The sequence below is a fragment of the Marinobacter sp. HL-58 genome, assembly GCF_001314605.1.
Classification (GTDB): domain Bacteria; phylum Pseudomonadota; class Gammaproteobacteria; order Pseudomonadales; family Oleiphilaceae; genus Marinobacter.
In genome coordinates, this window is the sequence record NZ_LIHP01000019.1 from 1 (window position 1) to 13419 (window position 13419).

The following is a 13419-nucleotide window of genomic DNA, read 5'->3' on the forward strand; positions in this document are numbered from 1 at the left end:
TACCTCGGCCAGCGCCCACACGAATTACTTGGTCAACTTTTTAAAGAGCGTTCGGGCTTCGAACTATCCCGATCAAGGCCGCGTATTCTACATCGAATCACCGCCTTGTCAACCGCTTTGTGAAGAAATTAAAAACTCGAAATCTTCAATTAATTCAAACGGTTGCCTTTCAATTTCTGACCCGCCTCAGGGGCGTGTCCCTCGAAAGAGATGCGTATTCTACAGAGCTCACTTGAGGTGTCAACGATTCGTTATAACTTTTTTCTCAAACCGGCAATTTAACGTCAGAACTGGGCTTTCACCGCCGCCGCTGAACGGACGGCCTTCTCTCTTGCCTGGGCTATGGAATCAGCCAATGCCAAAGCAACGCCCATTCTGCGACGCCCCCTGAGCTCGGGTTTACCAAAGAGCCTTATAAAGGTATCAGGTTCCGCCAGGGCATTTTCAACCCCTGTATAACAGACCGCATCGGAATCCCCCTCGGGAAGGATCACGGCGGACGCCGACGGCCCTTGCTGACGTATCGCCGGTATCGGTAGTCCAAGTATGGCACGGGCATGCAGGGCAAACTCCGACAGATCCTGGGACACTAATGTAACCAGCCCCGTATCATGGGGACGGGGTGAGACTTCGGAAAACCATACCTGATCGCCCCGGACAAACAGCTCTACCCCATAAACACCATAACCACCAAGGTCCGACACAACGGCTTCTGCAATCTCACGAGATCGTTCAAGGGCTTTATCGTTCATCGGTTGTGGCTGCCAGGATTCACGGTAATCACCATCTTCTTGTCGGTGCCCGATCGGATCGCAGAAGGTTATGCCATTGCGGTGCTTTACCGTCAGCAACGTTATCTCGTAATCGAAATCCACAAACCCCTCGACGATGACACGCCCCTTGCCGGCACGGCCTCCAGTCTGGGCATAGTCCCAGGCAGCATCTATATCACTGACGGTTCTGACAGTACTCTGCCCCTTGCCCGAGGAACTCATGACCGGCTTGACCACCAGCGGAAGCCCGATTTCCTCCACCGCGGCGAGATAATCTTCCCTGGATTCGGCAAACCGGTAAGGCGAGGTAGGAAGCCCCAGCTCCTCTGCGGCCAGGCGGCGAATACCTTCACGGTTCATCGTAAGGTTCACGGCTCTTGCTGTCGGGATAACCCGGTAACCTTCACTTTCGAGCTTTACCAGTTCGGGCGTGGCTATGGCCTCAATCTCGGGAACGATCAGGTGGGGCCGCTCTTGTTCAATCACCCGCCGAAGGGCCTCTCCATCCAGCATATCCACCACGTGACTGCGATGGGCCACTTGCATGGCCGGCGCATTGGCATAGCGGTCAACGGCAATAACCTCCACCCCGAACCGCTGAAGCTCGATAACCACTTCCTTTCCCAGTTCGCCGGAACCACAAAAAAGAACCCGGTAGGCGTTATCCTTGAGCGGGGTTCCAATCTTTACCGATTCAGATGCAACGGTGTCGGACATGTTTCCTGGCCCTTTCGTTAATTGATCATCACTTTCTGTTCGCGTTCGGCCACTTTTTCCAGTACCGCACGTCGCTCTTCATCAGTAAGCCGCGGCCACTGCATGATTTCATCACCAGTACGCTGGCAACCAACGCAAATATCATTCTCATCCAGCGCGCAAATGCTGACGCATGGCGAAGCTACTCTGTCTTTCCGGCTCATTGATCTGGCTCACAGGGCTTCAGGCAGTCGAGGTAGTTTCCGGCATTTTTCACATAATGCGCCGCGCTCAGCTCCAGCATTTTCTTCTGGCTGTCGTTCAGTTCGCGTTTTATCTTACCCGGAGAACCGACCACCATGGAGCCGTCCGGAACTTCCATGCCCTCCGGTATCAGGGTGTTGGCACCAATCAGGCAGTGCTTGCCAATTTTCGCCCCGTTCAACACCACCGCGTTGATTCCAATCAGGGAATAGTCTCCAATCTGGCAGCCGTGCAGCATCACCTTGTGCCCCACCGTCACGCCTTTGCCAATGGTCAGTGGCAGGCCCGGATCCGTGTGCAGAACCGATCCGTCCTGAACATTGCTTTCCGGACCAACGGTGATCAGCTCATTATCGCCACGGATAACCACGTTGAACCACACACTGGCTTTGTCCATCAGCTTGACGCTGCCGATAACACTTGCGTTGTCAGCAACAAAATGACCATCACCTTCCAGCTCGGGTTTTCGATCACCCAGCTCATAAAACATGTCAGCCTCCTTGAGGGGGTTCGAGTAGATCAATGCCGGCATCGTAGACGGCATTCAGAAAATCAACCAGGACCACAGCGGACAAGCCCCAGATCTGATACCTGTCCCAACGGTAACAGGGCACATAAAAGGTATTGTTGAGAAAGTTCAACGGGTCTGTGCGGTGGCGCTTATCTTCCAGGAAAAACTCAACAGGCACCCTGAATATACTTTCTATTTCCGCCGGATTTGCGGTCAACGGGTGATCGCCCGGCACCACGCCTACGTAAGGAGTTACCAGAATCTGATGCAAAGACATCACCTGACTTAATGGCGCGATCAACTGAACCTGTTCCGGCGGCAACCCGATTTCTTCGTGGGTCTCCCTCAAGGCGGTAGCAGCAATAGACTTGTCTTCGGGATCGCGTCTGCCTCCCGGAAAGGATACCTGCCCCCGGTGAGTACTCAGGTTTTCAGACCTCAGGGTGAAGATAATCTCAGGATTGTCGAGGTTATCGGTCACAGGAACCAGTACGCCGGCTTCGGGGTAATCGAGCGTCAGTAATCGGGGAACATAACCTGAGAGGCGTTTGGTAAGAAGATCGCGCAAAACACGGCTCCGTTTTTACATCTGGCTATTGAATGAGACGCCGGCAGCACGGATAGTTACAATTGCTACCACACATTTGCCCAGTATACGGTGAAACGAATGAAATACTGCAGTACATGCGGCCATCCTGTCGAACAACGCGTCCCCGAGGGCGACAATCGTCACCGTTATGTCTGCATCAGCTGTGAGACCATACATTACCAGAATCCCCGCATTGTGGCGGGAACGGTTCCGATCTGGCAGGGAAAGGTACTGCTGTGCCGCAGGGCCATCGAACCCCGCTATGGCTACTGGACATTGCCCGCGGGCTTTATGGAAAATTCGGAGACCACCCTTGAGGCCGCCACCCGTGAAACCCTGGAAGAAGCCCTGGCCGAGGTCACGGTGGACAACCTCTACACCATCATCCACGTCCCCCATATCGACCAGGTTCACATGTTCTACCGGGCGACCCTGACCAGTGAAAACTTCGGGGCCGGTGAAGAATCCCTGGAGACGAAGCTGTTCGATCTGGAGGAAATCCCCTGGGAAGAATTGTCATTCCCGACGGTACGTCGCACCCTGGAACTGTACCTGGAAGACGTAAAAAAGGAGCACTTCCCGGTGCATGTGGACGATATACGCTATCGCATGAAACCCCAGGGACAGTAAAGGCTACAACTCTTCCATCCGGAACACTTCGTAGGCGGGCTCTTCATAAGGATGCGACTCCTTGAGGGCCTGAACCGCGGACTTTATCAGCTCATCCCGGCAAACCAGCTCAACACGGTATTCTTCAACCTGCTCCACTTCACCGGTTTGCCCGAGAAAAGGCTTGCTACCTTCCAGCGGGCGAAACTGACCCTGCCCCTTGCACTGCCATGCACAACAATCGTAATCACCGATGCGGCCGGCACCAGATTCAAACAATGCCGCCTTGGTGGTTTCAAGGTGACTCTCTGGGACGAAATAACACATCTTGTACATAACCCGTCATCTCCCTTTTAACGTTGCGACGCAGGACCAACAATCCTGTTATCGGCGACACTCATGCGCATATTTTTTGTACAGATTAAGCAGTTAGCTACTTACCCACAGAATCTGTGGATAACTCTGGGGAAAGTTTTTGGGAACATGCCCTCACCCCCCGTAATTACTGCACTTTCGTTAAATTGGCGACAAATTCACCTACTTAATTAATTGCTTATTTATCAGTTGCTTACGCTGCCTGCACAAAAAATGAACCTGAAACCAATGCTTTGTTCACTGAACGCACAGCCATGCACCCGGAATGTGCATAAACTATTTTAGTCAAGGGAATTTTCGCACTTATAAACAGAAATTTCTCTTGAAATCCGTTGACAATTCAAGGCGCGGAAACAAAAAAGCCGGCCCAGGATCCGACACCTTATGCAGGTGCGTCCGGGCCGGCTTTGTCCACTCGGATCCGGGCCTAACCGAACCAACGTCTGGCGTTGCGGAACATACGCATCCAGGGCGCATCTTCGCCCCATTCTTTCGGGTGCCATGAGTGTTGAGAAGTGCGGAAGACCCGTTCCGGATGAGGCATCATGATCGTGACCCGTCCATCCCTGGTGGTGACACCGGTAATGCCCCCTTCGGACCCATTGGGGTTGTAGGGATAGCGTGTTGTAACCTGGCCACGGTTATCCACGTAGCGCAGGGCAACAAGTTCGTTATCCCCAAGCTGGTCCGCCGAGGTACCGGCGGAAAACTCCACCCTTCCCTCACCGTGCGCGACCGCAATCGGCATTCTGGAACCCGCCATGCCATCCATGAAAGCAGAAGGCGACGACATGACCTCTGCCATCACCAGCCTGGCCTCGAACTGTTCCGACTGATTGCGGACGAAGCGCGGCCAGCCCTCGCTGCCGGGAATCAGCTCGTGAAGATTGGACAACATCTGGCAGCCATTGCAGACACCCAACGCCAGGGTATCCTGGCGATTGAAGAATGCCGCAAACTGGTCACGAACCCGGTCACTGAAGAGGATGGACTTGGCCCAGCCCTCGCCGGCGCCCAGCACGTCACCATAGGAGAAACCACCACAGGCCACCAGGCTGTTGAAGCCTTCCAGTGAAACCCGGCCGGACAACAGGTCACTCATATGAACATCGACAGACTCAAAGCCAGCGCGGTCAAAAGCAGCCGCCATTTCGACCTGTCCATTCACGCCCTGCTCTCTCAGTACCGCAATCCTTGGCCGTGCCCCCTTGTTGATATAAGGCGCGGAAATATCTTCACTCACATCGAAGGTCAGTTCGGCATGCAGGCCGGGGTCGTCTGGCTCCAGGAGATTATCAAATTCTTCCTGTGCGCAATCCGCGTTATCACGAAGCGACTGCACCCGGTAACTGGTTTCCGCCCACAGGCGCTGGAGGTCTGCCCTTGGCCGGGCAATAACCTCCTTGCCCTCGAAGGTGTAGCGAATACAGTCGTCCTGGTTCAGGGTACCGATAACGGAGGTATGGTCACCCAGGCCTGCGGCTGAGAACTGCTGCAGCACAAAACCTGTTTCTTCACGCCTGACCTGAATAACCGCGCCCAGCTCCTCATTGAAAAGCTCGCGGGGGAACTGCGATGAGTCCTCGGCCAACCCATCCAGCTTGATATCAATCCCCGAACGTGCCGCAAAGCTCATCTCGGCCAGGGTCACAAACAGTCCGCCGTCGGAGCGATCATGATAGGCCAGCAGTTTGCCATCTTTGTTCAGGCCCTGAATCACCGCAAAGAATGCCTTGATGTCTTCCGGGTCATCCAGATCAGGTGCCACAGCACCAACATGCCGGTACACCTGCGCCAACGCAGAGCCGCCCAGGCGATTCTGGCCGGCCGCCAGGTCAATCAGAATCAGGTCCGTGTCGCCGGCATCGGTGGCCAGCTGCGGCGTCAGGGTCCGGTCAACATCAGTCACCGGAGCAAATCCGCTGATGATCAATGACAGGGGGGAGGTCACACTCTTCTGCTCACCGCTGTCTTCTTCCCATACGGTTTTCATGGACATGGAGTCCTTGCCTACCGGTATGGTGATACCCAGCGCCGGACACAGCTCCATACCGACGGCGCGAACCGTTTCATACAGGTTTTCGTCTTCGCCGGGATGGCCGGCTGCTGCCATCCAGTTCGCAGACAGACGAATGTCTGACAGCCTGGCAATGGGCGCTGCGGCAAGGTTGGTGATCACTTCACCAACAGCCATTCGCCCGGAAGCCGGCGCGTCAATGACCGCAACCGGGGTACGCTCTCCCATCGCCATGGCTTCGCCTGACTTCACATCAAATGATGAGGAAGTCACCGCGACATCGCAGACCGGCACCTGCCAGGGACCGGCCATCTGATCCCGGGCCACGAGGCCGGTAATGGTACGGTCACCAATGGTGATCAGAAAGCTCTTGGAGCCCACGGAAGGCAGACGAAGCACACGGTTGACCGCATCCCCGAGATTGATTTTGGTGGAATCGAAAATAGGCTTGGTAAATGAAGAACGTGAAACACTCCGGTGCATGCGGGGCGGCTTGCCAAAGAGAACGTCCATCGGGAGATCAACCGGACGATCATCGAAGTAGGAGTCACCGAGTTCGAGATGGTGTTCTTCTGTAGCCTCACCAATGACCGCGTAGGGGCAACGCTCACGGCGACAGAGAGCGTCAAATTTCTCCAGGTTCTCCGGCGCAACCGCCATCACATAGCGCTCCTGGGATTCGTTGCACCAGATCTCCAGTGGCGACATGCCGGGCTCATCGCTGGGAATATCCCGAAGCTCGAAGCGCCCGCCCCGGCCACCATCCTTCACCAGCTCCGGCATGGCATTGGAGAGCCCGCCGGCGCCAACGTCATGGATAAAGCAGATGGGGTTGTCGTCACCCATCTGCCAGCAACGGTCAATCACTTCCTGGCAGCGACGTTCCATTTCCGGGTTGTCACGCTGAACCGACGCAAAATCCAGGTTCTCGTTACTGGAACCGGAATCCATGGATGAGGCAGCACCGCCACCAAGGCCGATCAGCATGGACGGCCCCCCGAGGACAATCAGCTTTGCACCAACCGGTATATTGCCTTTCTCGACATGACTTGCACGGATATTGCCCAGGCCGCCAGCAATCATGATGGGTTTGTGGTAACCGCGCACTTCTTCACCGTCAGCACCCGGCACCAGCTCCTCAAAGGTTCGGAAATAACCGGTAAGATTCGGACGCCCGAACTCATTATTGAAAGCCGCACCGCCGATGGGGCCTTCAATCATGATGTCCAGCGGTGAGGCAATCCTGTCCGGCTTGCCATATCCCAGCTCCCAGGGCTGTGGATCTTCCGGAATATTCAGGTTGGAAACCGTAAACCCGGTCAGGCCAGCCTTGGGCTTGGAACCGCGGCCGGTCGCCCCTTCATCACGGATTTCACCACCGGAACCGGTCGCAGCACCCGCAGCCGGTGCGATCGCCGTGGGATGATTGTGGGTTTCCACCTTCATCAGAATGTGGATATCTTCTTCATGGTAGCGATAGACACCGGTTTCCGGCTCCGGGAAGAAACGGCCACCACGGCTGCCGGCAATCACCGAGGCGTTATCCTTGTAGGCCGAAAGCACACCTTCGCTGTTCATTTCATAGGTGTTGCGGATCATGGCGAACAGCGATTTTTCCTGGCCCTCGCCATCGATATCCCAGGACGCATTGAAAATCTTGTGTCGACAGTGCTCCGAGTTGGCCTGGGCAAACATCATCAGCTCGACGTCTGTTGGATCCCGCTCCAGATCGGAAAAGGCTTTTACCAGGTAATCAATCTCGTCTTCCGCCAGAGCCAGCCCCAGTGAGCGGTTAGCCTCCACCAGAGCCTGCCGCCCACCGGACAGCACCGGGATACGGTTGAGAGTGCGGGGCTCGTCGGTATGGAACAGCAATTCCGCTCCGCCCATCTCGTGAAACACTTTCTGGGTCATCCGGTCATGGAGTAACGCAGCAATCTTTTCCCTCTGGGTCAGCCCCAGTTTGCGGCTCGCCCTGATATAGTAGGCGGTGCCGCGCTCAATCCGCCGGATCTGCTTCAATCCACAATTGCGGGCGATATCGGTCGCCTTGCTCGACCAGGGAGAGAGAGTGCCGGGCCGTGGAACCACCAGGAACAGCACTCCGTCAGGTTCTTCAACGGGCACACTCGGCCCGTAGGTCAGCAGCCGATCCAGGACCGCCTGATCGGATTCCGAGAGCGGAGCCTCGAGATCCGTGAAGTGCATGAACTCGGCATATACATGCTCCACCTCAGGAACAATGTCCTGAATGCGGGTATGCAGTTTGCGGGAGCGGAAGGGCGAAAGCGCAGGAGCGCCGCGAAGTTCAAGCATGATCGAAACCTGTACGCGCGAAACTGGGAGCCGGGGCACGCCTCCTGTTTGCCGGAGGGTTCGGAAACAGGAAAATGCTGGCCATTCGAAAGGCCGCAATGATACTCGAAACAGGGTCCGGGATACAGCGTCAAAAAGTCATACCCGAACCATTCCATTTGACATTGTTTTGCACATTAAATGACCACTTCCATTGACCGGTCACCTCTGACCGGGGATTATTAAGAATGGAACAGGGAGTTCAGAATTTGCAAAAAACAGATTGCCAGTCACTGGGGTTTGCGCTGACAAAATACATTTGTCTGCTGGCGCTCGCCTTCGTCACTGCCGGATGCTCCAGGCCGAGCACGCTTCAGGAGATTCGCTCCGAGGGCGTGCTGCACGTCATCACCCGAAACGCACCTTCCGTTTACTTCGAGGGCCGGGACGGGCCCACCGGTTACGACTACGAGCTGGCGCAAATGTTTGCCAACGATCTGGGCGTCGAACTCAGGATTCGCGTAGCAGACGACAATACCGGCGTGCTCTCGGTGATCGACCAGGATTATGCCCATCTGGGGCTGGCCGGGCTAACTTCCCGTCCGGACTTTTCCGGCAGATATCACACCGTATCCAATGGCGTTGAAGCAGAGTCCGTGGTGGTTTACAACCGGGACACAGACCGCCCCGAATCTGTCAAGGATCTTGAAGGCCAGACCCTCCACCTGGTTGCCGACAGCAACCATCAACACAAGCTGACACAACTGCAGGCAGAGAACGAAGGCCTCAAGTGGGAAGTCCATCCGGGGCTGGATGCAGCGGGCATTCTGGCAAGGGTGGAGTCCGGCGAGTACCCGCTGGCGATCGTCTCCTCCAATGAACTCGACCTCAACCACGTGTTCTTCCCCATGGTCAAAAGCGCGTTCAGCCTGGGCGAACCCGCGGAACTGGTCTGGCTGTTCCCCGGAGAGCAGGATGAATCGCTGGCCAGGGCCGCCAAAGAATTTATCAGCAAGTTGAGAGAGTCAGGCGCATTGGCCCAGATCTCGGAACGGTTCTATGGCCATCTGGACCGCCTCAACTATGTTGGTGCACGCACGTTTGTGCACCACGTGGAAAACCGCTTGCCCAAGTACGAAGCTCTGTTCCGGGACTATGCGTCTTCCTATGATATTGACTGGCGACTGCTGGCTGCCATCGGTTACCAGGAATCCCACTGGCGGCCCAATGCCGTCTCACCCACCGGCGTGCGCGGCCTCATGATGCTGACCCGCACAACCGCCAGCCACATCGGGATCAAGAACCGGCTCGACGCCGAGGAAAGCATCCAGGGCGGAGCCAAGTATTTCACGATGGTTCATCGACAGGTGCCCGAGCGCATACCCGAGCCTGACCGCACCTGGTTTGCGCTGGCTTCATACAATGTTGGCTGGGGCCATGTGGAAGATGCTCGCCGACTGACCGAGGGCGCCGGAAAGGACCCCGACCGCTGGATGGACGTCAAGGAATTCCTGCCACTCCTTACCCAGAAGGAATGGTATTCCAAAACCCGTTTTGGCTACGCCCGTGGTCACGAACCCGTTATCTACGTGCAGAACATCCGTCGCTACTACGACGTACTCGCCTGGATGACCGAGCCCACGGAAATTGCTGAGAAACCCCAGGAGCCCTGGTTCCAGGACCTGGAGGGGATGGAAAGAATCATCCGCCCCATGGACACGCTTCCACAGGAAGAAACCCGGGCAGGTCTTCCCGGTGAGCTGGGCTTTGTTCCGCCCACACTATGATCGTTGCTCCAGCGCCGACTCGACCTGATCGGACGCAAACCCACGCCGGGCCAGGAACCGGGCCTGGCGTACCTTTTCGTCCCAGTCTTCACTGATATCACCAAGCCCGAACCGCTTCTCGCGCAGCAATGTCGCCCGCTCTGCCCACTGGGCGTCGGTCATAGTGCCGATACATTCGGGGACGGTATGAACTCCCCGTTGCTGAAGCTCCGCCAGAATTCGCAGCGGCCCATACCCGAGATCCATACGCTGGCGCGCGTAGACATCGGCAAATCGCTCATCGCTCAGCCAGCCTTCTGCTTCGTAATTGTCCAGAACCCGCTCTATTACATCGGTGTCAATCTTTCTCTGCCTGAGTTTCAGCGACAGCTCCATGCGGCTGTGCTCTCTGCGGGCCAACAACCGCAGTGCCGCTGAACGGGCCTTGTAGTCCTGATCATCCTGATTTGATGGTTTTCCCATTCTGACTCTTCCCGCAAATGCCGACAAAACGCTAGACTAGTGCCCCGACTGGCTACCCCACTCGATTCAGCTGCCCGGCCAGACCGATAAAAACAGCTGACGTACCCGGCATCCGGATTTCCGGACAAGGCCGATGTTCGGTGCAGGCTTACTTTGCCGGCACCGGGAACTGGTTTCAATATCAAAGGATAACCCCATGGCTGCATTCATCCAGAAACTGTTCAAAACCCGCAAGGCAACGACTGCGAGCCCGGCTGCGGTTCAACAACCAGCTCACGACACTGCAGAGAAGGTGAACAGACAGGATGACAGGCGCGAACAGCAACTCAGCGCTCTGAATTCCAATCCTTCCGGCGAACAGCTTGAAGAACTCGCCATAGCGGGCGTTACAGCCAGCATCCGCCTTGAGGCTGCCGAGGCGCTGACAGAAAAACCAGCACTCCAAAGGGTTCAGAAACTCGCGAAGGGAAAGGACAAGGGGGTCTATCAGGCGGTAAGACAGAAGCTGCAGCACATTCGTGATGAAGAGGAGAAGCAGCAGAAACTAGCCGAAACCATCCAGACACTTGTGCGCAACGCCTCCGAACAGGCTCGCAGTGACGACACCAAACTGTTTGAAGCCCGCCTGGAAGCACTGCTGCAGAAGTGGACCGACGTTGAAGCCAGCGCCTCGCAGGAACAGACCACCGAATTTTTGCAGGCCGTCCACCAGTGCCGTGAACGCCTCCGTGACATGCAGGCGGAAAAAGAACAGCTCAGGCAGCAGCAGGAGCAGAAAAGCCAGCGCGAAGAAACCCTGTCTCTGCTGCAAGACACCCTGGACGGCCTGAAACAGCAAGACCCGGACCAGGAACCTTCACTTGCCTCCCTGGATGCCTTGCAGAAAACCCAGGAAAACCGTTGGCTCGAGGCAACCCGGGACACCCAGGTCGACAGGCAGGAACAGAAATCCTACGAGAACCTGATGCAGTCACTGCGGGCGTACATATCCGCCGTCAAACGCCTGGGGCAGCACCGGGATGAGGTCATCGCCCTGCAGAATCCGGTTGAGGGTGAGCCCGAGGATGAATCTGCCGCCGGCAAAGCCAAGGAAATACTCGCAACGGTTGACTGGCCCAGGGATTTTCAGCGTCCCTCCATGCTGGACGCACTCTATCGCATGGCAGGCAAGCCTCGCCCGACCAAGACGGCAAAACCGGATACAGAGGAACAGCAACAGCTGGCAGAGTCACTTCGACAGACCCTGGACAAGCTGGACGCTGCACTGGAGGCCAAACAGCTGAAAGAGTCCCGCCAGCTGTTCAAGGCGGCGCAGCAGCAACTCAAACATCTTGACCATCGCCACAGCAAGTCGTTGCAGCCCAGAATTCACCTGCTGGGCGGTCAACTCCGGGAGTTAACGGACTGGCAGGGCTTTGCCACGCGCCCGAAACAGATTTCCCTTTGTGAGCAGATGGAGTACCTGGCCAATCAGCCCATTGAGCCGGAAGCCAAGGCGGAACGGATCAAGGAACTACAAAACGAATGGCGTGAGCTTGGCGGCTCCTCGGACCGTGACCTGTGGTCACGCTTCAAGAAAGCCTCAGATTTGGCCTATGAACCCTGCAAAGCCTACTTCTCGGCAAAATCAGGCCTGAAAAAAGCGAACCTGGAAACCCGGCAGACCATTTGCGAACAGCTGCGCACCTTCCTGGAAAACGCAGACTGGCACACCATCGACTGGAAAGCCGCCGAACGCATTCATCAGACCGCCAGGGAAGAATGGAAAGCCGCGTGGCCGGTTGAATTCCGTGACAACCGGCGGGTACAGAAACAGTTCGATGACCTGCTCAAGCAACTGGAAGAACCGCTGGACGAAGAGCGCAAGAAAAATGAAGCGCTCAAGCAGGAAATCGTCGAACGTGCGCAAGCCCTGATTGATCATGAGCCCCTGGGCGAGGCCATGAGCCAGGCCAAAGCCCTGCAGAATGAATGGACCGGCATTGGCATAACCCGTCATCGTGAGGACCGGAAACTCTGGCAGGCGTTTCGCAAGGCTTGCGATCAGATTTTTGCGCGTCGGGACGCCCAGAAAAACGAGCAGGAGCAACTGGCCCGGCAAGCGGATGAAAAGGCCGGACCGGTGCTTGCCGAGAGCCAGTCAGTGAATGCGGATGCCAGCGTGGAAACCATCGAGGATGCGCTGCAAAAACTCAATGCGCTGAAGAGCGAGCCGCTGTCTGCAGGCACCAAAGAGCAGGTAAGCAACGAGCGTAGCCGGCTTTCAGGCCTGATAACCAACCGCAAGCTGCGGGAGCAGATAGAAACCTGGACGCAGTGGATCAGCGCCAGATGTAATAGCACCCTTGACGGCAATGTTCTGCCCGGCCACTGGCCCGAGCTCGCCGCACAGGTCGGGCAGCCAGACCCGTCAGAGCTGGTTATCCGAGCCGAAATCCTGGCGGAAGTTCCTTCCCCTGAGGAAGACCAGGGCCGGCGCATGGAAATACAGGTACAACGTCTGGCGGAAGGAATGGGTAACGCTGACAACAGTGGCGACAAGGTGCATAAACTGGAGATGCTGATTGCAAACTGGTGCCTGGTGCAGCCCGTGGATGTGGTGAGCGAGCCTCTGGCCAGGCGGCTCAGCCTGGCACTGGAGGCAATTCTTGGCCGGGAAGGTCAGCCATCCCGCTGATGGGCCTTTACAAATGCCCTGGCCTCCCGAACGGCGGCCAGGGCCCGGGCTTTCATGCTTTCCAGTTCACCGTCGGCGAGGTAGAACATCATGTCGATACTGTGCCGATAGTATTTGGCCGGTAACCGGTTCAGGGCAACACACATCACGTCGGTCAGGTAGTCCTCGCTGTCACCTTCCTCTCTGTTTTCCTCAATGGCTTCAGCAACCAGCGGCTCGTAAAAATTATCAATGGCATCTCTCAGGGACATCGTGTTGCTCCTGCTTGTGATGTAAGTACCTGCCTATAACATAGAAGCAACCACCGTAAATGTCATGACCGGCGTGAGCAGTTTCGCCAATGGGATTGGCAGCGCACGTCATT

General features: G+C 56.4%; 11 protein-coding genes. 3 read left to right on the forward strand and 8 right to left on the reverse strand.

Annotated features, from left to right (window positions below):
• Positions 1 to 284: 284 nt before the first annotated feature.
• From purT to HLUCCO03_RS17290, 4 genes are read right to left on the reverse strand one after another with little or no spacing between them, the layout of a single operon-like run.
• Entirely contained in the window at positions 285 to 1490 is a 1206-nt protein-coding gene (gene purT, locus HLUCCO03_RS17275) for a formate-dependent phosphoribosylglycinamide formyltransferase (RefSeq protein ID WP_027831619.1), read from the reverse strand.
• A gap of 17 nt (positions 1491 to 1507) precedes the next feature.
• Positions 1508 to 1693 carry a DUF1289 domain-containing protein gene (locus HLUCCO03_RS17280; RefSeq protein WP_081813529.1) on the reverse strand — a complete coding sequence of 62 codons (186 nt, stop codon included), beginning with the start codon at positions 1691 to 1693 and terminating at the stop codon, positions 1508 to 1510.
• Entirely contained in the window at positions 1690 to 2223 is a 534-nt protein-coding gene (locus HLUCCO03_RS17285) for a gamma carbonic anhydrase family protein (protein WP_027831618.1), read from the reverse strand. Before HLUCCO03_RS17285 ends, HLUCCO03_RS17280 begins: the two co-directional genes overlap by 4 nt.
• Position 2224: 1 nt before the next feature.
• Entirely contained in the window at positions 2225 to 2812 is a 588-nt protein-coding gene (locus HLUCCO03_RS17290; protein ID WP_027831617.1) for a CoA pyrophosphatase, read from the reverse strand.
• Between the two features lie 99 nt (positions 2813 to 2911).
• Between HLUCCO03_RS17290 and HLUCCO03_RS17295 the strand changes: the two genes are divergently transcribed.
• Positions 2912 to 3463, forward strand: a complete 552-nt coding sequence (locus HLUCCO03_RS17295; RefSeq protein ID WP_027831616.1) for an NUDIX hydrolase — start codon at positions 2912 to 2914, stop codon at positions 3461 to 3463.
• 3 nt (positions 3464 to 3466) lie between these two features.
• On the opposite strand, the gene HLUCCO03_RS17300 is transcribed toward HLUCCO03_RS17295, so the two are convergent.
• Both HLUCCO03_RS17300 and purL read right to left on the reverse strand, forming a co-directional pair.
• A complete protein-coding gene (locus HLUCCO03_RS17300; RefSeq protein WP_027831615.1) occupies positions 3467 to 3778 on the reverse strand; it encodes a YqfO family protein in 312 nt (103 codons plus the stop codon).
• Between the two features lie 466 nt (positions 3779 to 4244).
• Positions 4245 to 8150, reverse strand: coding sequence for a phosphoribosylformylglycinamidine synthase (gene purL / locus HLUCCO03_RS17305; RefSeq protein ID WP_027831614.1), 3906 nt, complete (start codon positions 8148 to 8150; stop codon positions 4245 to 4247).
• A 302-nt stretch (positions 8151 to 8452) separates the two neighbouring features.
• Between purL and mltF the strand changes: the two genes are divergently transcribed.
• Positions 8453 to 9916: a membrane-bound lytic murein transglycosylase MltF gene (gene mltF / locus HLUCCO03_RS17310; RefSeq protein ID WP_027831613.1), complete on the forward strand. Its 1464-nt coding sequence runs from the start codon at positions 8453 to 8455 to the stop codon at positions 9914 to 9916.
• Here the strand turns inward: mltF and HLUCCO03_RS17315 are convergent.
• On the reverse strand, positions 9911 to 10378 hold the full coding sequence (locus tag HLUCCO03_RS17315) for a regulatory protein RecX (RefSeq protein ID WP_027831612.1): 468 nt from the start codon (positions 10376 to 10378) through the stop codon (positions 9911 to 9913). The two genes, mltF and HLUCCO03_RS17315, sit on opposite strands and share 6 nt — an antisense overlap.
• A 196-nt stretch (positions 10379 to 10574) precedes the next feature.
• On the opposite strand from HLUCCO03_RS17315, the gene HLUCCO03_RS17320 reads away from it, so the two are divergent.
• Positions 10575 to 13055 (forward strand): DUF349 domain-containing protein, encoded by a 2481-nt coding sequence (locus HLUCCO03_RS17320; protein WP_027831611.1) that lies wholly within the window; start codon positions 10575 to 10577, stop codon positions 13053 to 13055.
• On the opposite strand, the gene HLUCCO03_RS17325 is transcribed toward HLUCCO03_RS17320, so the two are convergent.
• Positions 13040 to 13306: a late competence development ComFB family protein gene (locus HLUCCO03_RS17325; RefSeq protein ID WP_027831610.1), complete on the reverse strand. Its 267-nt coding sequence runs from the start codon at positions 13304 to 13306 to the stop codon at positions 13040 to 13042. The genes HLUCCO03_RS17320 and HLUCCO03_RS17325 overlap by 16 nt on opposite strands.
• Between the last annotated feature and the right edge of the window lie 113 nt (positions 13307 to 13419).